Below are 24,359 nucleotides of genomic sequence, written 5' to 3' on the forward strand. Positions count from 1 at the left end.
CGCCGAATACGGCGACGCGCACGATCAGCTTCACCGTAAATGACGGCTCGGATGACAGTAACACGGCCACCAAGATCGTCACCGTAGCCGATACGAATCAGTCGCCTATTGTGACTACAAGCTGGGGAAATAGTACCTTTACGGCAAGCAGTAATGCGACCTCTACGCCTGTCGTCATTGATTCGGGAATTACGGTATCCGATCTGGACAATACCACCTTAGCTAGCGCGACGGTTGCTATTACCGGCAACTTTCATTCAGGCGAAGATGTGCTGGCCTTCAGCAACACCAGCGCAGTGACATATGGCAATATCACGGCAAGCTACAACAGCGCTACCGGCGTGATGACGCTGACTTCTTCAGGTGCTACCGCAACCTTGGCGCGGTGGCAGTCGGCATTAAGTGCAGTAACTTATACCGATACGGCGATTACGCCGAATTCGGTGACGCGCACGATCAGCTTCACCGTAAATGACGGCTCGGATTACAGTAACACGGCCACCAAGAACGTCACAGTTACGGTGCTGAATCAGTCGCCTATTGTGACTACAAGCGGCGGTTCGAGCGCATTTGTGTCAGGCAATAATTCGACCTCTACGCCTGTCGCCGTTGATTCCGGAATTACGGTATCCGATCTGGACAATACCACCTTAGCCAGCGCGACGGTTGCTATTACCGGGAACTTTCATTCAGGCGAAGATGTGCTGGCCTTCAGCAACACCAGCGCAGTGACATATGGCAATATCACGGCAAGCTACAACAGCGCTACCGGCGTGATGACGCTGACTTCTTCAGGTGCTACCGCAACCTTGGCGCGGTGGCAGTCGGCATTAAGTGCAGTAACTTATACCGATACGGCGATTACGCCGAATTCGGTGACGCGCACGATCAGCTTCACCGTAAATGACGGCTCGGATTACAGTAACACGGCCACCAAGAACGTCACAGTTACGGTGCTGAATCAGTCGCCTATTGTGACTACAAGCGGCGGTTCGAGCGCATTTGTGTCAGGCAATAATTCGACCTCTACGCCTGTCGCCGTTGATTCCGGAATTACGGTATCCGATCTGGACAATACCACCTTAGCCAGCGCGACGGTTGCTATTACCGGGAACTTTCATTCAGGCGAAGATGTGCTGGCCTTCAGCAACACCAGCGCAGTGACATATGGCAATATCACGGCAAGCTACAACAGCGCTACCGGCGTGATGACGCTGACTTCTTCAGGTGCTACCGCAACCTTGGCGCGGTGGCAGTCGGCATTGCGTGCCGTAACTTATACCGATACGGCGATTACGCCGAATTCGGTGACGCGCACGATCAGCTTCACCGTGAGTGACGGCTCGGCTAATAGCAACACGGCCACCAAGAACGTCACCGTAGCCGCGACGAATCACTCGCCTATTGTGACAACAAGCGGCGGGAATAGTGCCTTTACGGCAAGCAATAATGTAACCTCTACGCCTATCGCCGTTGATTCCGGGATTACGGTATCCGATCTGGATAGTTCCACCTTAGCCAGCGCGACGGTTGCTATTACCGGCAACTTTCAAGCGGGCGAAGATGTGCTGGGCTTCATCAACGACGGTGCGACAAATGGAAATATCACAGCAAGCTACAACAGCGCTACCGGCGCGATGACGCTGACTTCTTTAGGCGCTAGCGCAACCTTGGTACAGTGGCAGTCGGCATTAAGTGCCGTAACTTATACCGACTCGGCGATTACGCCGAATACGGCGACGCGCACGATCAGCATCACCGTAAATGACGGCTCGGCTAATAGCAACACGGCCACCAAGAACGTCAATGTAACGGCGGTAGTAAGACTGAGCGCTAACCCTCAGACGATCACTGTTCAAAGAGGAAATACCGCTTCGACGGCAATAACAGCCGATTATTCGAATCAATCTCAACTGGATGTAACGCCATTCACAGCTTGGACTGTTCAATCTCCTGCTGTCGCAACTGTTGCTGGCGGCATAATAACCGGTAATGCGACAGGTAGCACTGTGATAACCGCCACGTACGGCGGCCAATCTGTGAGTATCAACCTGACGGTAACTTCTCCGAGCTATACCGGAGGCGGAAGCTTTGACTCTCTTCCAAATTCAACGGGGAAGGATCCAATAGAGCCTGCGAAAGAGCCTCCAATCCAGAAAAACAATACGTTCAAAGATATCGTTAATCACAATCAATTGGTAACTGCTGTCAGTAACGCCTTGACAGCCAATAAATCCGCGATATTTAATGATACAAAATCTCATTGGGCGACCAACAATATAAGTCTTGCCGCTAAGCTAGGCATAATCAGCGGCTATCCGGACGGAAGCTTTCAACCAGACGCAGAGATTACCCGTGCCGAGTTCAGCGCAATGATCGTAAAAGCGTTTAACCTGGCATTGGGAGACGGCAACATTTCGTTTCCAGACATACAAAACAACTGGGCTCGAACGTCTATTGAGATTCTAGCTTCCAATGGCGTTATTAGCGGCTATCCGGATGGGACATTTAAGGCGGATCAAACCATTTCTCGCGCTGAAATGGTTAAGATTATCTCGAAAATCGTAAACCTTATAGAACTAAAATCTAGCGCACCAAAATCATTTGCCGATGTTGGCCCCCAATACTGGGCAAAGAACGTAATCGATGATGCCGCAACCGCCGGAATCATATCAGGCAGGGATGCCACCCATTTCTTTCCGAACGACAAAGTTATGCGCTCAGAAGCAGTAACCGTGATTATCAACTCGTTAAAAGCCGATCCGGCGATCAGCGCGATGCTGAAACAATAATAGAATAAGTAGAAGGATTTGGAATACATCGTTCCGTGGGTTAATCCCTGGCACGATGTATTTTTTTATGCCTCGAACTCAGGTCGTAATGTATAATGAACTGGTAATTTATCCGGCCTTGTATTGATTTGCTTCAATGTTGATCAGTTCTTTGAATGAATACAAATGTATGTCCGTGGAGGATAATCTTGATGATCAAAATAGCTAGTGACGGAGAAGCTTATTGGAGCGAGTCGATTGATTTGGGCGCGATGGGCAAGTTTGATACTGTCATCATCGATCTCGACGGATGCGAGGCGGCAGGAGCTAGCGACGACATGTCCCGGGCAGGGATGCTTGAGAAGGCGGCGGTTTATTATGGTGCCAGATTTAAAGATTTGGAAACAAATGCGGATAGGATCAGCGAGCAGTTTCTGATGTGGATTATTACGCACTTATGCGATATTGAATATCCTTTTTGGCAGTTTGACGATAATACGGTCGATATTGGCGAGTACCCGGATTATATCGTAAAGGAAGAAATAATAAAATTTGAAGACGAATCCGGGCGATTGAACCGCGACCCACACCTCTCGAGTCCGATTTATAAGCAACTCCGGGAATACGATCCGTATACGAATCGGGATAAACTAACGAGTTATGAGATTGTAGATAAATATTTACCGGTACTAGACTTTAAAAAGCTTATCGTAACCATTAATCCGGATAGCTTGGATACCTTTGAAGAAAACGTCCATTTTCAAGTGAGCAGCGAGGTTTGCGGCGGCATGCTGTTATGCGCCACGTACGGTACGATATACGACGACAATAAATTGGAAGTTACGAATAATTGTTAGTTAACGAAAATAATCTTGAATGTTAAAAAATGTCAGAGTAAGGTAATGAGGAGTATACCTATTTGGGGAGTGAACAAGGTGGGAAAATGGGGAAATTGGAAGGCAGGAACGGTCGGTTTCGTATGCGGCGCAATATTTTTCTCCGGGATAACCTTTGCTGCCACAAGTACGATCAAAGTTGATTTTCGAGATATTCACTATTATTTTGACGGAACGAACAAGCAGCCTCCGAAAGATCTGAAGGGTTTTATGTATAAGAATACGACGTATGTCCCTTTGCGATTCGCAGCCGAATCGTTGGGAAAAACGGTAAAATGGGTGGATTCCACAAGCTCTATCTATATTGGCGCGAAACCGGAGGAGACGGCTAATCCGTCTGGTTTGCAAGTGTTTCCGAAGGACAATGCATGGAATACGGATATATCCAAGTATCCCGTTCATGCGAATTCGAAAAACTTTATCGCCTCCATCGGTTCTGGTCTGGGGGTACACGCAGACTTCGGAAAAGTATGGGACAACTCGCCATTCGGAATTCCGTATACGGTTGTAAATGGCGACCAAGCGAAAGTGGAAGTGAAGTTTACGGATTACGGGGATGAAAGCGATCCGGGCCCTTATCCGATTCCGATGAACGCGCCAATCGAGGGAGGGTCCGATAGCTCCGGCGACCGACATGTCATTGTCGTCGATAAGGACAACTTAATGCTTTACGAGTTGTACAATGCGCGCCCATCGGGCGAAGGCTGGACAGCTTCTAGCGGAGCCAAGTGGAACCTGAAGTCCAACGCGCAGCGGCCGAGAAATTGGACCTCGGCGGATGCCGCGGGATTGCCTATTTTTCCGGGACTTGTCCGTTACGACGAAGCTTCCTCGGGAGAAATTAACCATGCGCTCCGATTTACCGTCAGTAAAACGCAGGCAGGCTTCGTTTTTCCCGCAAGCCACTATGCCTCTAGCAGCACGGACCCCAACCTTCCGCCGATGGGGCTGAGATTGCGGTTGCGCCAGGATTTTGACGTATCCGGCTATTCCCGAACGAACCAAGCTATTCTCAATGCCTTGAAAAAATACGGAATGATCGTCGCCGATAACGGCAGCAGCCTATATCTTAGCGGAGCGCCTGATCCGCGTTGGGACGATGACGACTTGCGCAATCTCGGCAAGATCAAAGGCGCCGATTTCGAAGTGGTGGATACGGGCAAAATCGAAAAATAATCGCACCAGCCTCGTCTGAAGCACGAAGGCCAAAAAAGTGCCTTGATCGAGCCGAAACAACCTGGCTTGAAGCATGAAGGCCGAAAAAGTACCTTGATCGAGCCGCAACTTGCGTGCCTTTTTGCGGTTCGTGGGGGGATAAACTTATCGCGTCCCGTTTAACGTTAATTCGTGGGCCAGATGACATGCGACGTAGTGATTCTCGCCGACCTCCCTCAGCTCCGGCGACGACATGCTGCACACCTCCTGTGCGTAAGGGCAGCGTGGGTGAAAATGGCAGCCAGCGGGAGGGGAGGCCGGGTTCGCGACTTCGCCTTGCAGCAACTGCCGTTTCGCGCGAAGCCGTGGATCCGTCACGGGTCTGGATGCAAGTAGCGCTTCCGTATAAGGATGGCGCGGATGCTCGAACAGGTCATCCGTTGGGCCGCTCTCGACCATTCGACCGACGTACATGACGCCGACGCGGTCGGAGATATGACGAATGACACCGAGATCGTGAGAAATGAACAGGTAGCTCAGATTCATCTCTTCCTGCAAATCTTGGAGTAGGTTGAGAATTTGCGCCTGTACGGATACGTCAAGCGCCGACACCGGCTCGTCGCACACGATAAACGTCGGGTCGGTCGCTAATGCTCGAGCTATACCTATGCGCTGACGCTGGCCTCCGCTAAACGCATGAGGGTATCGCTCTAGATGGCGTGCGTCCAGCCCTACCTTTTCGACGAGTTCAACGACTCGTTTTCGTAGAGCCGCTCCCTGATAGAGCCCATTGCAAATAAGCGGTTCGGCGACGATCTGAAAGACGGTCATACGCGGATTCAGCGATGCATACGGGTCCTGAAAAATAAGCTGCATGTCGCGTCGAATCGCCCTTAATTGCTTCGCATTCAATTCGGTTACTTCTACGCGAGTTCCATTGCGCTCCCGGAACTGAATGGACCCCTCCGTAGGTTCGATCGCCCGTAATAGGCACCGTCCGAACGTCGACTTTCCGCAGCCGGATTCGCCGACGAGCCCGAAAGTTTCGCCTTGACGAATGAGGAGATCGATACCGTCAACCGCCTTGACATGACCGACTATCCGTTTCAGTAACCCTTTGCGAATCGGAAAATATTTGCGAATAGCCTTCGTGTCCACTATGGTTTCCGCTTCATGTTGCATAAATGCTCCTCCTTTATTTAAGCATCGACCAGCAGACACCTTACCGAATGTCCTTTCCGCACTTCAACGAGCGGAATATCAGCTAAATTGCATACACCGTCCTGCGCTTTAGGACAGCGGGAGTAAAACCCGCACCCCTGCGGCAAATTCATCGGAACCGGCACTCTGCCCTCAATGGCATCGAGTCGCGTTTTTCTCTCCCGCCTCGAAACCGAGGGGATAGAGGCTAGTAATGCCTTCGTGTACGGATGAATAGCACCGTGAAATAACGTATCGACATCGGTATACTCTACGACCTTCCCCAAATACATAACCGCCACTTCATCGGAAATCTCCGCGATGACGCCTAGATCGTGTGTAATGAACACGACCGATGTCCCGGTCGATTGTTTAAGCCCGTCGATCAGATCCAGTACTTGCGCCTGTACGGTCACGTCAAGCGCTGTCGTTGGCTCATCCGCAATGAGTATCGCCGGTTGGCAGGATACGGCCATGGCGATCATCGCCCGTTGCCGCATACCTCCTGAAAGCTGGTGCGGATACTCATTCATTCGCTGCTCCGGATTGGACATTCCGACCTCAACGAGCGTGTCCACCGCAAGCCGGTATGCTTCCTTACGGTCCTCCGTTCGATGCAGCAAGATAGCCTCCATAATCTGGTCGCCTACCGTATGAATAGGCGAGAATGCCTTCATCGGCTCCTGAAAAATCATCGCGATTTCTCCGCCGCGGATCTCTCGAATTTCTTTCTTTTTATCCGGTAGCTTGACGATATCGACGACTTCTCCTTGTTTATCTCCCTTTGAGCGACGTAGCCATATTTCTCCCTGAATTCGCCCCGGCTTCGGCACAATACGCAGCAGCGCCTGCGATGTCACGCTTTTGCCGCAGCCGGATTCGCCGACGATTCCGAGCGTACGCCCTTTTTTTAACCTTAAGTCTACGCCATCTACCGCCTTGAGCACGCCTTCATCCAGGTGAAAATGAGTTGTCAGTCCTTTCACTTCCAATACGACGGTATCTTCTGCGACCGTATTCATGACGCTCCCCCTCACTTGTACGGATCTGCCGCATCGCGGAGCCCGTCACCGACAAAATTGAACATCAGAACGCTGACAACGATGAACGCCGCCGGCCAGAGTAACCAAGGTTCATGTGCCACCGTCTGCAAGTTTTGCGCATCCTGCAGCAGAACGCCCCAGCTCACTGCCGGCGCTTGCATTCCTAGACCGAGAAAGCTTAGCGCTGTTTCCCCCAGAATGGTCGACGGGATAGCCATTGTCGCAATGACGATAATGTAACTGGAGAACGACGGGAGCATGTGCTTGCGGATAATGCGCAGGTTGCTTGCTCCGCCAAGGCGAGCAGCGAGAGTGAAATCTTCCTCGCGCAGAGAGAGCATTTTACCGCGCACGACACGAGCCAGATCCGTCCAGTTAATCGCCGAGAAAATAATGATCATGCCGAAGTAGAGCTGCACCGATGTCCAGTCTTGCGGCAGAGCGGCAGCGAGCGCCATCCATAACGGTATCGTAGGAATACAAATAAGCAAATCAATGAGTCGCTGGATAACCACATCCACGAATCCGCCGAAATAACCGGATAGTCCTCCCAGCAGCAATCCGAGCGCCAGCGTCAACAGAACCCCGACGATTCCGAACGACAGAGAAATACGCGCACCGTACAATATCCGCGTTAGCAGGTCGCGCCCGAGCGAGTCGGTACCCATCAGGAAAAAAGGTGCGTCCGGATTCCCGGTTCCGATCAGATGCGTCGTTGTCGGGAACAGTCCGAGAAAGGAATAGGGATCCCCCTTTACGAACAGGTGAAGCGGATATTTCTTGGACTTATCGGTTGTGAACTGGCGACGGAAAGTCTCCTTGTTCATCTCCATCTTCATGCCGTATACGAAGGGTCTCAGGCTAAACCCAGATTCCTTGTCGTAGAAGTGAATCCCTTGCGGCGGCGCGTTCTTGTAATCGGCAAAGCGCGAGGTCGGTAAGGTAGGGCTCAGAAAATCGCAAAAAATCGCCGACAAATACAGCAGCAGCAGTACGGGAACCGCAATCATCGCGAGTTTGTGCTTGCGGAATTTCCACCACATAAGCCGCCATTGGGAGGCGAATTCAAACCCCTGCCTAAGGTCCTGCGTGTGCTCCGGCGACGAAACCGTCTTGGAGCGATCTAAGCGCAGCCATGTGCGACTTTTTTTCACAATAACCTTCCTAATCATGATCGGGTTCCTCCGAATCGAATGCGCGGGTCGACGACGGCAAGTAAAATGTCCGAGAGTAGTGTTCCGAATACGGTCAATACGCTCAATATTAGCAAGAAGCTTCCCGCCAAATACATATCTTGAACCATTAGCGCTTTGAGTAGAATCGGCCCTGTAGTAGGTAAGTTAAGAACGATCGAGATAATGGCCTCGCCGGAAATGAGCGCCGGAATGGTCCACCCGATCGTGCTGACGAGAGGATGAATAGCGAGTCGCACCGGATATTTGAACAGCAACCTTCGCTCGCTCACCCCTTTGGCGCGAGCCGTTATGACGTACTGCTTAGATAGCTCGTCGAGCATCATCCCCCGCGTAATGCGAATAAGCGCCGCCGTCCCGGAGAGTCCAACGATGATGACCGGAACGATCATATGCGGCAGCAAATCGAGCAGCTTGCCCCAGCTCCATGGGGCCCCTTCGTATTCCGGCGAGAATAACCCCGTCACCGATAAGCCCGTCAGATTAAATACGAAGTAGACAAGCAGCAGCGCAATAAGGAATCCCGGAATCGCAAGCCCGATAAAGCCGACAAACGAGAACGCGTAATCCAGCCATGAATATTGGTGGGTGGCGGAGTAAATGCCGATCGGGATAGCGATAATCCAAATTAAGATAAGGGAGATGACCGAAATAAGCAGCGTGAGTAGCAACCGATCGCCGATCACTTCAGACACGGGCAGATTCCACTGAATCGACATGCCTAAGTCGCCATGGAGGATGATATTTTTAATCCAAACCCAATACTGGCCGTACAACGGCAAATCCAGCCCGTACTGAGCCTTCAGTTGAATGATCGTACTCGCATCCACATCCGAACCGGACAGTCGGAGCTGCTCTACATACGTCGTAAGAAAATCGCCTGGCGGCAACTGAATGATCACAAAAACAATAACGCTAATGACAAATAGCAGCGGAATCATTTGCAGCAGCCGGTAACTAATATAGGTCAGCATTGAAGATCCCCCTTCTTCCGCAATAGAGACGCAAAACAAGAGCCCAGGCGGGGCTTGTATCCGTCCTGGGCTCCCTTAACGCTAACGTTTTCCGTTATTTACGGAAAAACCACTGTTCTCCGGCAAAGTTTTGCGCAATCCCCCACCCTTTGTCGGAGAAGTTGCCGATTTTGGCGTTCACCGCAACCGGAGCGGCGATATTCTCGCTGTGGATGAAGTACCAGACCTTGTCGGCGAAGTTTTTCTTAATTTCCTCGCGTTTTTGTTTTGCTTGCTCGATTGGAAGCTCACGTAAGCTGAAGATGGACTGGAACAAATCCTTAACGTCCTGCGGAGGCTCCTCGCCTTGAGCGCCGGCGCTGTTCCACCATTGATCCCATAGCGGCGCCCATATGTTCTGCCCCCACTCCGACCGCGCCCATTGCACTGGCCCCGGCGTGAACATAATCGTCGCTTTCAGCTGATTCGCTTTATTGCGGGTCGTCCACAGCGTGTTATCGATTTGCTTGAGCGACACGTCCAGGCCTAATTGCTTCCACTGCTCCACGACGAGTTGACCGAGTGTCGCAAAGTCTGCCATCTGCGTCGACACTTCAAGCGGAATGGTGAACGTTTTGCCGTCCGGTCCTTTACGCAGGCCGTCTTCGCCTTTCTTCAGTCCGATCTCGTCAAGCAGTTTGTTGGCCTTGTCGAGGTCGCGCTCCGCTCCCTGGAACGCTGCCGGATTCGCGAATCCGTAGAACACGGTGTCGTCGATTTCTTGTTTGTCGAGAGCAAGATTGAGCGCTTGGCGGAATCGCGCGTCGCCGACGACTTGACGCCATACCGGGTCATCGAATGTCTGGTTCAGTTCAATATCGTTTGCGGTCCGGTGCAGGTTATTAACGTACACCTTATAGCCGCCTTCTTGCTCATGCTCCTTCAGTAAGGAGACATCCGGAATGGATACGTACTCGTACGAGTGATCGATCTCTCCCGCCATGATTTTCAATTTTACGACTTCCAGGTTTTGTACGAAATTGCTCTCGAGCTTGTCGATGTACGGGAGCTGATTGCCTTTAGCATCGACTTTAAAGTAATAAGGATTGCGTTCGTATAAGGCTTTGTCGCCCGATTTCACTTGAATGTAAGGCGTCAGCACCGGGAAACCGACCGCCTTCGGATAGGAGAACTCGGTGTTCAGCAAGTCTTTGGAGATGAATAGCTTCGCCCATTCTCCGGTGCCGAAGTTCGCGGCTTTAATTTCCGGTTCGAGTTGTTCGAGCGGCGTATACTTCGTATGGTATTTTTGTAGAAAATGTTTCGGCTTGATCAGTTCCGTATATCCCCGCCATCCTTGTACGGCAAGCTGCATCAGGAATCCGCCGTAAGGCTTATCGAAAATGATTTTGAACGTATAGTCATCGACAACCTGGAACGTGAACGGTTTACCGTCCGGCCCCGCCGACGATTTCAGCCATAAAGGGAACACGGGGGTTAGCTCTGGGTTGAATAGTACATCCTCCACGGTGAATTTTACGTCCTCGACCGTCAGCGGAACGCCGTCCGACCATTTTTGGCCTTCGCGCAACGTGAACGTAAATTCCTTCTGGTCGTCGCTTACTTTGAAGTCCTTCACGACATTAGGAGTCACCTCTTCGCCGAGCAAGCCGGGCGTGTTGACGAGAGGTTCGTTGTTAATGATGAATACGTCATTGTCGATCACGACGTCTGTACGCGCAGTGCGCAACGTACCGCCGTACGTTCCGATTTCAAGGTTCAAATAGTCGGCGGGCAGCTCATTTGTCAGCTTCGGCTCAAGCGGGAGTCGGTCAAGGACAGGAGGTAAGTTTTTACCGCTAAAGAAAGGCGATTCACCGTACTTCGAGCTAGATGAGGAAGAGGGAGACGATGATGGAGTGGAAGAGTTGTTGACGTCGGCGGTAGCGGGGGCTGCGGCGTCTTTCGAATCGGACGATTGGCAGCCTGCCAGCGTTAGGCTGGAAATAAGTAGTATAGATAATAAAGCTTGCGTTATTTTTTTCATAGGTATCGTGCTCCTTTAAGTTAAGATTTTGCGATTCTCGGTTAATTGGCTTTTAAGCCATAAGTCAAACTTCAGGAACGGATCTCCCGCGTCCTTCAGTCCCTTGTACAGTCGGGCGCGCAGCTCGGAAAGAGCCTCGGTATGCGCGGAATCTCCTATAACATTGCGTAATTCGCCCGGATCGTTATGAAGGTCGTACAGTTCGTCGATATCGGTCATGTTCCAGACGTATTTGTAGCGCTCCGTGCGGATCGCCCGCTGGATGTACAAGCCGAATTGCTGACCGTTGTAAGTCGAGATAATGTCTTTGCGCCAATCATCCGGCGTCTGTCCCTGAAGAAGCGGCTGTAACGAACGACCTTGGAAGAAGCTCTGCACCGGCAAGCCTGCCAGCTCCAACAGCGTTGGCGGAAGGTCGAGCAAATTGTATACGAACTCCTCGCTACGCTGCCCGGCGGCGATAGCGGCGGGATACTTCACGATAAGGGGGACTCGAATAACATCGTCATACAGGATGTAATGTTTATCCATCATGCGATGGCCCCCGCACATGTCGCCATGGTCGGTGGAATAGACGACGATCGTGTCGTCCTCCAGCCCGAGCGATTTCAGCTTCTCAAGCACAAGACCGATGGCAGCGTCCATCTGGCTTATTATCGCGTAGTATCGGCGGACTACCGGCTCCCAGTCGTCCCACGTGTAATCCTCGACCCGCCAGTTCAACAATTGCTGTTTTTGGATGTACGGCTTATTCTCGAAAGTATCGGGAAAGCTTCTCCATTGCGGGATATTCTCCCCGTCATACAGATCGAGAAAACTTTGATGCGGTTGGCATGGCAAATGCGGCTCGGGGAAATCCAGTCTCAGGTGCCACGGCTCATCGCTCTTGCTATATTTCTCGATAAGCTCGATAGCCTGATCGGCAAGCCAATGCGTGCGCGTATCTTCAAGCGCTACCGGATCGACTCCGCCGAAAAACCATTTTACGAGGTCCGTTGGCGGCTGCTCGTCCGGTAATTTCGATTTGCGATATTCACGATAATCCCGTTCGCTTCTATAATCGCCGAAACCGAATGCGTCCGGCTGATGATTCTGATGCACGTGCCATTTGCCGACATAGCCGGTTTGGTATCCATTGTTCTGCAGTTCCTTCGTCCACGTGTACCCGTTCGGGTCAATCTCGCCGTTCGGTACGAGGTCCGCATTCCAGAATGCGTTGAACGTCTCCGGACGGACGCCCGCAAGCAAAGCTTGTCTTGCCGGACAGCAGAGCGGAATCGGAGTATATGCGTTCGTGAATGCGATTCCTTCCTCCGCTAGCCTGTCGAGATTCGGAGTCTTGACCGGATAATCGCGACTGTAGCCGATGCTGTCGTAACGGTGTTGATCAGATAAAATGAATAATATGTTCGGTTTGCGCGACATGCACTCACTCTCCTCTACTGGTATACATCTTCATAGGTCCGCCGCGCAGCGGAAGCCGATGTTGCCCGTCGAGCTGTCCGGCGTATTCGAGCTTCGCGCGGCCACGCGGTATCGGTTGCAATACGAGCGGTGACAGAGATACGATCCTCCTCGCATGGATTTGGCGCCGGCAGCGCCGCGATCGAAGGAGTCGGCGCACCACTCCCAGACATTGCCGACCATGTTATATAGCCCGTAGCCGTTCGGCTCATATGTATCCACGGGAGCCGTTCCCTCATACCCGTCGCTCGCGTGATTTTTGACCGGGAACTTGCCCTGCCAGATGTTGCAACGATGCACCCCGTCAGGCGTTAGCAAATCCCCCCATGGATATCGCTTCTGGACGAGTCCGCCGCGCGCGGCATATTCCCATTCGGCTTCCGTTAGAAGTCGTTTGCCTGCCCATTGGCAATAGGCCTGAGCATCGTTCCACGATACATGTACGACCGGATGGTTAAGTCGGTCATCGATCGACGAGTAGGGGCCTTCCGGATGGCGCCAGCTTGCCCCATTAACCTGCCACCACCACGGCGTTTGTTGGACGACCTGCATGACGTGAGCACCCGTATGCTCAGGGACGAGTAGATGAAACACGAACGACCAGCCGTACCGTTCAGCATCCGTTCTATACTCCGTATCGCGCACGAATGTCCTGAATTGCTCGTTGGATACGGCACACTGATCAATAGCGAAAGGCGCAACGGCCACTTCGCGCACGGGACCTTCTCCATCCTGCGGAAACCCTTCCGGGTCGTTGGTTCCCATTAGGAACTTTCCTCCGGTCAGCCGTACCATGCCTGTACGATCCTGAACCGACGGTAAGGTAGATATCCTCTTCGCGCCGCTAGTCCCTGTCAACGCGATTCCCCTCGAAGCGGAGCAGCAATTGCCCGTGCGTGTCATGCCAACCAGCTCCTTTCCGACTCTCAGACGCAAAAAAAGACCATTCTTCCTTCTCGTAAGAAGGACAATGATCTCCAGTGGTCTGGTTGACTATTATTCCTAGAGGATAACTATGAATTATTTAGTAAATATTACACTCGCTGCATTGAAGTGTCAATAGTTTATCCGTTACGTCTACAATTGTCCCGTCAAGCGCACCAGCCTCGTCTGAAGAACGAAGGCCAAAAAAGTGCCTTGATCGAGCCGCACCGGCCTTCTTTCCCCTTACAACAGAGAAACCTAATAGTATCTCCAGTATGTAAATTCAGAATACATCGCACTGTGGGGCAATACCCTATGGCGATGTATTTTTTATGCATAGAAGTCGACAAGAAGCCGAAGTCAAACTTTGCGTGCTCTTGTATCAGCTGGGCGATTGCACGCATAAGTTAACTAACTAAATACGGTTGGGGGCAATGAAATGCACTGGTTTTCTATCGTCATCATCGGTATTGCTGCAAATATAGATAATTTAGGAATCGGCGTAACATTTGGAGCGCGCTCGACTAGAGTACCTTTCCTATCCAATATTTTAATTGCTTTATTTTCCATGGCAGCGACGTATCTGGCAATGTCCGCAGGATTATATCTATCTCGCTTCATTTCACCGTTTTGGGGCAATCTAGCCGGAGGTTTTGTTATCATTTCCCTTGGCATTTGGGGAATTCTCACTACCTTATCACCAGGCAAAAAAGCGGAAAGAGAAGCCGAAAGCAGTGACAATAATGATGCCCCTGATTACCTAGCCGATAAAACGGATAAAAATAATGACCGCATCATATCGTGGGTCGAGTCGATTTCACTGGGCTTTGCATTGGCGATTAATTGCATAGCAAGTAGCATAGGCGCTGGTGCCAGCGGGGTGTCTCCATTATTTTCGGCAATTTCGGTCGGTCTCTTTTCTCTTCTATCTATTGATATGGGCATTCGACTGGGGAGTAGGGTTGCGAAATCGTGGCTTGGGAAGTATTCCAATTTACTAGGGTGTATCTTGTTAATTATCATCGGTTGTTATGAAATTTTCGTTTGACCAAACCCCGTTCACGAGTTAGGAGGGACAGCGCCAAACGCGGATTTGAGGGCGGTGACAGCTTGCCGGAAGGCGGACTGTTGCGGTCCTTTTTAAGTTTATTTATTAACGAACATAGTTCTTTACGAACACTGTTCGTTATGATATAACTTAGATACGCCTTGAATGGATCGCGAGTACATTCGGGGATGAATGGAACTACTAAATAAAGGAGGGGTGGACCAATGACAATACAATCTCATAGCGCTCAAGCTGAATTTTCGATAAAGAAGATTTTGCCGATATTGTTGGCCGTGGCTACCGGAATGTTCTTGGTTATTCTAGATAGCACCGTCATGAATGTGGCCGTTCCGAAGCTGGTCCGTACGTTCGACACTAATCTTGGCATCATTCAATGGGTTATTACTGCGTATACGCTGGCCTTGTCAGCCGTTATTCCGTTGGCGGGATGGTTCTCGGACCGATTCTCGGCCAAGAGGGTGTTCCTCGCGAGTATCGTTCTGTTCGTGCTCGCATCTTTGCTCTGTACGTTGGCTCAGACGCCGGAACAGTTGATTGCTTTCCGGATCCTTCAGGGACTGGGCGGCGGCATGGTCGCTCCGATCGGGATCGCCACGACATTCAGAGTCTCACCGCCTGACAAGCGCGGCTCCGTCATGGGAATTCTCGGCATACCGATGCTGCTGGCTCCGATCCTCGGGCCTGTGCTGTCGGGCTGGCTGATCGAATACATCAATTGGCACTGGATTTTTCTCATTAACCTTCCGGTCGGGATCTTTGCCTTCTGGATGGCAAAGAAGTACCTTCCGGCTTCCAAGCCGGTACATGAGTTGAAGTTGGATGTTCCGGGAATGTTCCTAGCCCCAATCGCCTTCGCCTCGCTTGTATTCAGTGTTCACCAAGCGGGAGACAAAGGCTGGTCCAACGAGTGGACGCTTGCCACGTTAGGGATTGGGGTCGTGGCTTTGCTCCTATTCATATGGAATGAACTCAAACAGAAGCAGCCGCTGCTCGAATTGCGGACTTTCCGCTCACCGGCGTTCACGCACGGCATTATCCTAGCGTGGATGAACCAGATAGCTTTATTCGGAAGCCTACTGCTGTTCCCGTTGTATCTGCAGCAGGTTAAGGGGCTCTCTCCGTTAGAGGCTGGACTGTACGTCATTCCCCAAGCGATTTTGTCGACCATCGGTATCAACATCGGCGGCAAGCTGTTTGACAAATACGGCGTTCGCCCGGTCGCCTTTGTGGGGATAACGTCCCTAGCTTGCGCGTTGTTCGCTTTGACGCAGATCACGGCGGACACCAGTCCGTTCTACATCATGTGTAGCTTTGCTTTTGTCGGACTTGGCCAAGGCTTGACGATGATGCAAATCAACACCCATGTGCTTAAGTCGGCTCCCAAGGAGCTTGTCAGTCGCGTGACCCCGATCACTGCTTCGGCGCAGCAGATCATGTCATCCTTCGGAATTACGATTACGACCGCGTACCTCTCCCGCCAGATGAGAGACTTGCCTATTCAGCACAGTGTGGAACAGCTGGGGCGCGCATTCGGCCACACCTTCTGGATTACGCTATCCTTTTCGCTCGTCGCCTTGGTTCTTAGCCTGTTCCTCAGAAAGCCTCTTGTTCTACAGAAGAAAGCACCCTGAAGATAAACGGTATGTGTAGTATGAATATCCCTTCATTATCCTAAACAATTTCCAAAGTTTTTCACTATATTGCTAAGGAGTTGGCCGTAATGAAAACAGTATCTAATGATCGCAAACGCATCGCTATTATTGGGGCGGGTCCAGGAGGATTGACGCTTGCCTTGATTTTGCAACGCCACGGTATTCAACCCGTCGTTTATGAGCGGGAACCGCATGACATGAGCAGCGAAAGAGGGGGCTCACTGGATATTCACGAGGAGTCGGGACAGAAAGCCCTTAAGGAAGCGGGAGTGTACGAGAAGTTCCAGGAAATTGTCCGGTATGAAGGCGAGGATTTCCGAGTCATGGATAAATCCGGGAAGATTTATATCGACGAAATTACGGAACAGGATGCCAAAGGCGAGCGGCCTGAAATCGATCGCGGCGTACTATGCGATTTGCTGCTGGGCGCCCTTGACACCGACTGTATCAAATACGGATATAAACTGGATCGGGCGGTTTCTATGGACAATGGGATGACCGAGCTCCATTTCGAGAATGGGTCTACGGATACGGTACATCTTCTGATCGGAGCCGACGGCGCCTTCTCTCGTGTGCGTCCCCTGTTATCGGATGTTAAGGCCGAATACTCCGGTCTCACTATGGTAGAACTCAATGTTTTGAATGCGGCTGAAGATCACCCTGATCTGGCGGAATTTAACCGGCTCGGCAAAATGTTTGCCTTAGGCGACCACAAAGGCATTCTCGGCCAATTCAACGGGGACGGGCGCATTAAGGTTTATGCCAGCTTTGAAGCAGAGCGGGATTGGTTGGAAACCTGCGGCATCCCGTTCGATCAGCCGGCAGAGGCCAAGCGCCGATTGCTGGAGATGTTCAACGACTGGGACGATACGCTGAAAAATTATTTCCGCTATGCGGAAGACGCCGTTCTGCCCAGACGGATCTATATGCTACCGGTCGGCTTTAAGTGGAAACGCAACGCCGGGGTCACGCTTATCGGGGACGCGGCCCATGTCATGTCTCCATTCGCGGGCGAAGGCGTAAACCTGGCGATGCTGGATGCTCTGGAGCTGGCACTGTCCATCGTCCAGCATAACAACTTAGCCCAAGCCATTGAGGCGTATGAAGAAAAAATGTATGAGTATTCGTCCGAAAAGGCTCGGGAGTCGTATGACAACCTTAAGTTGATCTTCTCCGACGATGCCGCGGCTAAGCTCAGCAATTTGATGAACCAGTACCATGAACAGTATAGCCAGCAATAACGCTCCGGGCGGCGGGTTTACTATTTTCTTCAGGCGTGCTATAAGGGAAGTATGATGAATCCCAAACGAACCATTGTAAGTCGCCGGGACCGACCGGCCAAGGTACCTCTTAGCCATGAGCTCATCGTGACGACAGCCTTTGAACTGCTGAAGGCCGAAGGCATGCCGGGCATGAGCATGCGCAAAGTCGCCAAAGCGCTAGACACCGGACCTTCTTCGCTGTATGTCTACGTCAAAAACCTTCAAGAGTTGAACTCGTACGTGTTGGATCACGGTCTTGGTCAGCTTGTTTTGCCCGACTCCGGGGAAGGAACATGGAAGGAAAAACTGTTCGGCTGTCTGGATGCGTATCTCATGCTTCTGTTCGAACAATCGGGCCTCGCCGAGCTTTCGCTCACCACGATCCCGACGGGAGCCAACTCGTTTCGGTTGACCGAATACATCCTCTCCGCGCTGCATGAGGGCGGGGTTCGGTCTACGTCCGCGGCATGGGGAGTAGACTTGTTCCTTTTCTACGTCTCCTCCATTGCATTCGAACGTGCTTCTTGGAAGAAGCACGGGACGGAGCAGATGTCGGCCATCAAGGAGTCGTTCCAGTCTGCCGATCCGGTTAACTATCCTCTGATAGCTAGTCTGAAGGAGGAAATGTTCTCCGGAGACACCGCATCGAGGGAACGTTTCCGGTGGGGGCTCGAAGTGATATTACGGGGAATCCTGCAGACGCAAGACCACAAAGAAGTGTGAGACAAATGGAGTGCAGAGCATGGTGAAGTAGTTGCCGATGCTCTGTTTTTTTATGCCTAGATGTTAAATGGGTTTATTTTTAAAGCTAAATATCCAGTTAAGTACGTCTAATCAATATAAGAGTAATTGCTAAGCGGGTGATGAGGATTATAGATCTGGTGAGCAGGGCGCAACAAGGCGATGAAATCGCGTACTTAGAACTTTACCGGCAGTATGAGGAAGATATATACCGTACGGCTTACGTTTATGTAGGCAATCAGGAGGACGCGCTGGACATTGTCCAAGAAACAGCTTATCGGTCCTATAAATTCATCGCTAAGGTGAGGGAGCCCCAGTACTTTAAAACCTGGCTCATCAAAATAGCCATCAGCTGTTCCATCGACCTGCTCCGCAAACGCAAAAGAGAGGTTGAATGGAAGTCCGAATACTACGATTCAATAACGGCGATCGACGAAGGCGATCTTCCTCTTGCCCTATCGTTGAAGGATTTAATCGAATTGCTCGATATTGAAGAGAAGCATGTGGTCATTTTGAGATTTTACTATGATTATACGATCAGTGAACTATCCGAGATCATGAACATTCCGCTTGGAACAGGGAAGACGTTGTTGTATCGCGCATTAAGGAAACTCCGGAAACGGGTGGAGGAGGAAGACGTTTATGAGTTCAAATAATCTTAAACAGCAACTCCGGGATATCCCTATTCCTTCGGGTTTGCGTGAAAGAAGTAAGTTGGGCATTGAACGGGCTATTATGGAGCAAAAAGAAGGCTATCGTAGCAAGAGCAAACGGATTAGGAGAACAGTGGGTGTTATTGTTGCGGGGCTTGCCTTATTATTTCTGTCGGCGGACCTCATGAACCATAATTATGTATGGGCCGCGATACAGAAAACGCTGCAATTCGTCCCTGGCATAGGCATTGTCAAAGAAGATAATTCGCCATCGGAACGTTATATTCTGAAACAACCTATTTCTTTGAGCGTCGGAGAAGGGTCCATTATGATTACGGGTATTTTGTCGGATGAAGAGATGACTTATATCACGATGACGGGCACAGAGTCGCCTAGATTCATTGAAAAGGTTACTTTAGTAAACGCGCAAGGAATCGAATATACCTTAAGCAGTGCCAATTCCTCGTGGAGTTTGACGGAGTGGACATCCGGGTTCTGGTATAAAGGAAAGCTGGATGCTAGCGGAAACATTAAGCTGGTCATCGATTTGAAACCTAGAATCGAAGTGCCCCTGACTCTCGCGAGAGCAGAAACCTATTCCAGCTACCCTGAGATGGGCGAGACGGATACGGTCAACGGAGTATCCATTACCGCAATTCCCGATCGAGTCGGAGCAAAGGCAAGAATCTCGTTGGTTGCTCGCCATTCCGAGGATTTTAACATTATTGATTACGGAATACTTGGCGTGTATAACCACGAGAATCGTAAATTAAATGTATTAGACGACAAGGGCAAGAAATTGGAGATCGAACATATTCAGGGCAGTCCCGTCGGCGAGTTTTATTTTAAATTGTCGTCGGATAACGCACCGAATGGCTATACATTAACATTGCCTGAGATAGGAGTAATCTACAAAAACGAGGTTTCGATTAAGATCCCGACTGAAGCCAAAGACCATATCGACCAAACCTTCGAGATCGCCGGATTCCCCGTAACGATCACAAAGACCGAAAGAGTAAAGGAAAACGGGCTTAGAGTATATTTGGATTTCCATTATAACGATCAAGCCGTTGCATCCTTATATAACTTCGACATTGAAGGAATTAGCAGCGTCGCTAAACTAAAGGCAACGACCGGGGTCATTGACTACATTGAATTTGATGTCGAACCAGGCAGCAAGCAAGTGAAATTAAAGTTGGTAAGACCGGGCGTAATTGTTAGAGGGCCGTGGCAATTTGAATGGTCGGAGGAAGATTTCAAGGTGGAAGAATGAGTTTCTTGCAGGGAAACTTTCGATGCGACTCACAAGAAGATCGGGACATCACCCTGTTGCGGTGACTATCCGATCTTCTTTGTTGGAATAAAATTAGTTGCAATAGCACCCTATTCGACATATACTCAAATTAGTTGCAATAGCATTCTATCTAGGGGTGAAGTAAACTGAACGAACAGTGGACTCACGAGGGTAAGGAATCAACGGAATCGCACGGCCAATACATCTCGGCCATCTATCGCCACATGCAGGTATTGATCTCAGCCGAGCTGGCACCCTATCGGATCGGAAGCGGACAGTATATTTTTCTAATGGTGATTGCGTTCCAGGAGGCGATCACGCAGAAGGCGCTGAGCGAGAAGCTGCTCATTGACAAGACGACTACCGCCAAGGCAATCGCCAAGCTGGAAGCCGAAAGTTACGTACGGAGGGAAGCTGATCCTGCCGACAATCGCTATCAGCTGATCTATTTGACGGAATCGGGACGCGAAGTGGTACCGAAGGTGCAGCAAGCATTGGATCGGGTCAAGAACAAGACTCGTAAGGGCATTACCGATGAGGAATATGACCTGATGATGGTGTCGCTAAAAAAAGTGCTTCGCAATCTGAGCGAGTAGGAGGCTGTAAGGATGATGATCGTGCATCCGTTTATCGTAGTGGATAACTGCAAAGAGGAAATCAAGTACTATCAAAGCGTTCTTGGCGGCGAGATTGAAATTCTGCGCAAGCAAGGGGAAGAGGTTCTTAACGCGGACCTGAATCTGGAGGGTGTCACCATTAAATTTGCCGATACTCAAGTGGCGAAGCCGGAAATGAAAGGGGACTACGTGAGAGTCTTCTTGAAAATCGAGACGGAGGAAGCGTTCCGAAGGGTTTATGGAGACTTCGCAGCCGGCGGGAAAATCAATACGGCAGTGTATGAAGCTCCGTTTAATGGATTGCTGGCCATCGTCACCGACCGGAATGGCGTGTGCTGGGTACTATCTTACTATCGGGCTTGATTGCGCAAAGCAGATTGAGAGATAATTGAGCACGCTGGTTGACATGCCCAAAACCAATATACTACACTATGTAGTAAGATGAGGTGCGAGGGTATGAAGATTAAAAGACTGAATGTAAGCGCAGAGGGACTTAATCGCTTTTTTGGGCCGCTCGAAGCGAAGATCATGGATCTTCTCTGGTCTTCCGAAGGATTGAGCATCAAGGAAGTACAGTCGATCCTGAATCAAGAAAATTCGATTTCGGTTAACGCGGTGATGACGGTGATGAACCGACTGCTGGACAAAGGCCATCTTACGAAAGTACAGACCGGAACCGGCAGAACCCAAGCGGCAAAGTTCAGTACCGTGCAGACCAAGGAACAGTTTCTTTCCGAGCAGACGAAGGCTGTATCACAGGGACTGATAGAGGAATTCGGAAGTTTGGTCGTGAACCACATGATCGATGCGCTTGACGATGTCGATCAGGAGACGATCGCGAAGCTCGAACGCAAATTAAGCGAAATCAGAAGAGGAACCAAACCATGAATCCTCCGATTAAGCTGAGATGGATCTTTGCGGGGATGGTCCTGTTCATCGCTGCGTTCAGCGTGCAAATGGGGATGTTCGCCGCTCATCAATTGGGAGACGACATCTTGCGGGGAGCTACCGTAACTTACGTCGTATTGGACTTAATCATCGGATACACGCTCTTCAGGGCGATCTGGCGAATGATTGCTCAAGCTTATTTATCCCGGAAATGGTTAAAGCTGTTTCTCTCCATTAAGCATCACAAGCTAACGAAACGCCTTAACTATAAGTACCGCAGCTTAGAGACGGAGATCATCGTCGTCAGGGACGAAGCGTTCATCGCGCTGGCGATTGGGATGCGGAAGCCGAAAATCGTGGTCTCGACCGCGGCTCTCGATCTTTACAGCGACGACGAAGTAAAGGCGATTTTGTTGCATGAATGGCATCATTGTCTTAATCGCGATAATGCTAAAATGTTTCTGACTACCCTGTTGTCGGAAGCTTTCGAGTATTTGCCGATTATGAAGCCGATATTTCGCTACTACCAAACATGGACAGAACTGCTCGCCGACCGCTTTGCGATCCGTCGGATGGGGACGGAGCTTCCTTTAGCCAGCGTATTGCTGAAGTTGTCGAAAATGGGGAAAATGCGGAAACATGCGGCAGCCGTTCATTTTGCGTCGGCGACGTTGCATTATCGAATCATGCAGGTTCTGGAGCCGGACAAGACCGTGAAGGTAAAGGTAGCCGTGGTTAGACCTTTACTCGCATCTTTCTCGCTGCTGTTGCTCTTAATGCTGGGCGGGGATTCATAATCCCCTTTTTTTAAGCAATCATACTACAGTGTGTAGTACATTTAAGGCGTCGATTTTGACGATATTTACATTGGAGGGTAAACGGATGAAAGTTGTTTTATTTACGATTGGGGATTTCCATGTACATTCTTACGGAGTCGTCGTAGCTTTGGCGGTGCTGCTAGCGTTAGGGGTAGCCCGTTATCTGGCGGCCGGCACATCTTATCAGGAGCATGTGGTAAACATTGTGCCCTATGTGTTCGTCGGAGCGATATTGTGTGCACGGATCTGGCATGTTTTCTTTTTTCAATGGGAGTATTACTCCAAACACCTTACGGAAATCGTATATATCTGGAACGGTGGAATTGCGATTCAAGGTGCGTTGATAGGCGGCTTCGTTGCGTTGATCGTGTATACAAAGAAGCATCGCTTGTCATTTTGGAAGTTGACCGATCTATTGGCTCCGGCAATCGTACTGGGCCAGTCGATCGGCAGAATCGCCTGTTTTTTGAATGGAGACGCGTACGGTTCGCCGACCGGATCGGGCTTCGGCATCGTTTACCCGGAAGGAACGATGGCTTACGACGTCTACGGCTCGCAACCGCTGTGGCCGGCCGAAATATGGGAGGGGCAGTGGGATCTGATCGTATTCGTCTTGCTGATCCTGCTCAGAAGCAGGAAATGGACAGCCGGAGTATTATTCCTGAGCTATAACATCCTGTATTCGTTCGGGAGATTTAACTTGGAATGGCTACGTGGAGATTCCCCGCGCTACGCGTTCAGTTGGACAGCAGGTCAATGGACCAGCTTTAGCGTTATTGCAGTAAGCTTGGGTATGATGATTTACCTTGTCATGCGTGATCGTACTAAGTTGCAAATTTCAGCATAGTAGCTTATAAGTTGAAGAGGGGTCGATAATCGTGTACGTTCCCATTCAATTTATCGATAATAGACAAGTCCATCCTCGGTTGAACTATAGCGAGAGGCTGCCTTGCGATTCTTTAAAACCTTATATCGCTTGTTATTGGAATTTGAATTCGAGCTCCCCCTTGCAGGAAGAAGCGCTTCACAGGGTTCTGCCGGACGGATGCGTGGATATTCTATTTGACCTAATGACGGGCGAGGTTTTTTTCGTAGGCATAATGAGCGAAGCGGACGTCGTTCCGATGATCGGCGACGTTCACCTGTTCGGCATTCGGTTTTTACCCCATAGCATTCCTTTTCTGTTAAAGGGAGAGGCTGGTCTACTCGCTAACGGCATGATGGGATTGGAGGAAGCGTGGGGAAGTAAAGCGGCGGCATTCGCACATCGAATGTGGTCAGTCGAATTGTCGTTAGAACAAAGAATAGATCTTATTGAAAAAGATCTCATTACCCGATTCAAACGATATGATATGGACCCGAAGTGGAGCGGGATGTTGGACTGCATTGCGGTTAACAATGGGAAAATGACGATAGCGGAGCTTGCGGAGTACTATACGATCTCGGAGCGACATATCGCGAGAACATTCAAGTCTTTAATGGGCATTACGGCCAAAGAATATACGAGCATCATTCGGTTCCAAAGCGTGCTGCAGCACCTGAAACAGACGAAGAACGCTGTGAATTGGTCGGATCTCTCCGTCCATAGCGGTTACTACGACCAGTCGCATTTCATTAATGAATTCAAAAGACGCTACGGAATAACGCCGGGGAACTTTATATCGGGCGCGTGTCCTATTTTTCCAATACAATCCGATTAGTTACTTTATAATGAGAACA

22 protein-coding genes are annotated in these 24,359 nt (G+C 50.4%); 15 read left to right on the plus strand and 7 right to left on the minus strand.

All coding sequences use genetic code 11. The features are described 5' to 3' along the window. The 3 genes from L3D05_RS19325 to L3D05_RS19335 all read left to right on the plus strand — a co-directional run. Positions 1–2,792: S-layer homology domain-containing protein (locus L3D05_RS19325; protein WP_239617964.1), on the plus strand; the 2,792-nt coding region annotated here is incomplete at its 5' end. A gap of 191 nt (positions 2,793–2,983) precedes the next feature. Further along, positions 2,984–3,628 carry a hypothetical protein gene (locus L3D05_RS19330; protein ID WP_239618196.1) on the plus strand — a complete coding sequence of 215 codons (645 nt, stop codon included), beginning with the start codon at positions 2,984–2,986 and terminating at the stop codon, positions 3,626–3,628. Positions 3,629–3,706: 78 nt separating this feature from the next. Next, positions 3,707–4,843, plus strand: a complete 1,137-nt coding sequence (locus tag L3D05_RS19335) for a stalk domain-containing protein (RefSeq protein WP_239617965.1) — start codon at positions 3,707–3,709, stop codon at positions 4,841–4,843. A gap of 144 nt (positions 4,844–4,987) precedes the next feature. Here L3D05_RS19335 and L3D05_RS19340 read toward each other — a convergent pair whose 3' ends face one another. The 7 genes from L3D05_RS19340 to L3D05_RS19370 all read right to left on the minus strand — a co-directional run bounded on the left by L3D05_RS19340 (position 4,988) and on the right by L3D05_RS19370 (position 13,625). Continuing rightward, the gene (locus tag L3D05_RS19340) at positions 4,988–6,004 is read right to left on the minus strand and encodes an ABC transporter ATP-binding protein (protein WP_239617966.1); all 1,017 of its coding nucleotides are present in this window, start codon (positions 6,002–6,004) and stop codon (positions 4,988–4,990) included. Between the two features lie 17 nt (positions 6,005–6,021). Further along, on the minus strand, positions 6,022–7,044 hold the full coding sequence (locus tag L3D05_RS19345; RefSeq protein WP_239617967.1) for an ABC transporter ATP-binding protein: 1,023 nt from the start codon (positions 7,042–7,044) through the stop codon (positions 6,022–6,024). A gap of 11 nt (positions 7,045–7,055) precedes the next feature. Next, a complete protein-coding gene (locus L3D05_RS19350; protein ID WP_239617968.1) occupies positions 7,056–8,219 on the minus strand; it encodes an ABC transporter permease in 1,164 nt (387 codons plus the stop codon). A gap of 14 nt (positions 8,220–8,233) precedes the next feature. Next, entirely contained in the window at positions 8,234–9,232 is a 999-nt protein-coding gene (locus tag L3D05_RS19355; RefSeq protein ID WP_239617969.1) for an ABC transporter permease, read from the minus strand. A 94-nt stretch (positions 9,233–9,326) separates the two neighbouring features. Then, complete coding sequence (locus tag L3D05_RS19360) at positions 9,327–11,258, minus strand: ABC transporter substrate-binding protein (protein ID WP_239617970.1); 1,932 nt, start codon at positions 11,256–11,258, stop codon at positions 9,327–9,329. A gap of 15 nt (positions 11,259–11,273) precedes the next feature. Next, positions 11,274–12,683: a sulfatase family protein gene (locus L3D05_RS19365; RefSeq protein WP_239617971.1), complete on the minus strand. Its 1,410-nt coding sequence runs from the start codon at positions 12,681–12,683 to the stop codon at positions 11,274–11,276. Between the two features lie 30 nt (positions 12,684–12,713). Further along, positions 12,714–13,625: a formylglycine-generating enzyme family protein gene (locus L3D05_RS19370; RefSeq protein ID WP_239617972.1), complete on the minus strand. Its 912-nt coding sequence runs from the start codon at positions 13,623–13,625 to the stop codon at positions 12,714–12,716. A gap of 460 nt (positions 13,626–14,085) precedes the next feature. Between L3D05_RS19370 and L3D05_RS19375 the strand changes: the two genes are divergently transcribed. The 12 genes from L3D05_RS19375 (at position 14,086) to L3D05_RS26790 (ending at position 24,340) form a co-directional block, all read left to right on the plus strand. Continuing rightward, positions 14,086–14,694 (plus strand): manganese efflux pump, encoded by a 609-nt coding sequence (locus L3D05_RS19375; protein ID WP_239617973.1) that lies wholly within the window; start codon positions 14,086–14,088, stop codon positions 14,692–14,694. Between the two features lie 224 nt (positions 14,695–14,918). Next, positions 14,919–16,346, plus strand: a complete 1,428-nt coding sequence (locus L3D05_RS19380) for an MDR family MFS transporter (protein ID WP_239617974.1) — start codon at positions 14,919–14,921, stop codon at positions 16,344–16,346. Positions 16,347–16,435: 89 nt separating this feature from the next. Further along, the gene (locus tag L3D05_RS19385) at positions 16,436–17,608 is read left to right on the plus strand and encodes an FAD-dependent oxidoreductase (RefSeq protein ID WP_239617975.1); all 1,173 of its coding nucleotides are present in this window, start codon (positions 16,436–16,438) and stop codon (positions 17,606–17,608) included. A 51-nt stretch (positions 17,609–17,659) separates the two neighbouring features. Continuing rightward, a complete protein-coding gene (locus L3D05_RS19390) occupies positions 17,660–18,352 on the plus strand; it encodes a TetR/AcrR family transcriptional regulator (protein ID WP_239617976.1) in 693 nt (230 codons plus the stop codon). A gap of 158 nt (positions 18,353–18,510) precedes the next feature. Next, the gene (locus tag L3D05_RS19395) at positions 18,511–19,026 is read left to right on the plus strand and encodes a sigma-70 family RNA polymerase sigma factor (RefSeq protein ID WP_239617977.1); all 516 of its coding nucleotides are present in this window, start codon (positions 18,511–18,513) and stop codon (positions 19,024–19,026) included. After that, entirely contained in the window at positions 19,013–20,296 is a 1,284-nt protein-coding gene (locus tag L3D05_RS19400; RefSeq protein WP_239617978.1) for a hypothetical protein, read from the plus strand. The genes L3D05_RS19395 and L3D05_RS19400 overlap by 14 nt, the downstream gene beginning before the upstream one ends. Positions 20,297–20,541: 245 nt before the next feature. After that, positions 20,542–20,913 (plus strand): MarR family winged helix-turn-helix transcriptional regulator, encoded by a 372-nt coding sequence (locus L3D05_RS19405; RefSeq protein WP_239617979.1) that lies wholly within the window; start codon positions 20,542–20,544, stop codon positions 20,911–20,913. A 12-nt stretch (positions 20,914–20,925) separates the two neighbouring features. Further along, on the plus strand, positions 20,926–21,297 hold the full coding sequence (locus L3D05_RS19410) for a VOC family protein (RefSeq protein ID WP_239617980.1): 372 nt from the start codon (positions 20,926–20,928) through the stop codon (positions 21,295–21,297). Positions 21,298–21,390: 93 nt separating this feature from the next. After that, complete coding sequence (locus L3D05_RS19415) at positions 21,391–21,822, plus strand: BlaI/MecI/CopY family transcriptional regulator (protein ID WP_239617981.1); 432 nt, start codon at positions 21,391–21,393, stop codon at positions 21,820–21,822. Then, positions 21,819–22,619 carry a M56 family metallopeptidase gene (locus tag L3D05_RS19420; RefSeq protein ID WP_239617982.1) on the plus strand — a complete coding sequence of 267 codons (801 nt, stop codon included), beginning with the start codon at positions 21,819–21,821 and terminating at the stop codon, positions 22,617–22,619. The genes L3D05_RS19415 and L3D05_RS19420 overlap by 4 nt, the downstream gene beginning before the upstream one ends. A gap of 85 nt (positions 22,620–22,704) precedes the next feature. Further along, positions 22,705–23,487 (plus strand): prolipoprotein diacylglyceryl transferase, encoded by a 783-nt coding sequence (gene lgt / locus L3D05_RS19425; RefSeq protein WP_239617983.1) that lies wholly within the window; start codon positions 22,705–22,707, stop codon positions 23,485–23,487. A gap of 31 nt (positions 23,488–23,518) precedes the next feature. Continuing rightward, positions 23,519–24,340, plus strand: coding sequence for a DUF6597 domain-containing transcriptional factor (locus tag L3D05_RS26790; RefSeq protein ID WP_239617984.1), 822 nt, complete (start codon positions 23,519–23,521; stop codon positions 24,338–24,340). Positions 24,341–24,359: the final 19 nt, after the last annotated feature.

It is taken from the genome of Cohnella mopanensis (assembly GCF_022352055.1).
Classification (GTDB): domain Bacteria; phylum Bacillota; class Bacilli; order Paenibacillales; family Paenibacillaceae; genus Cohnella; species Cohnella mopanensis.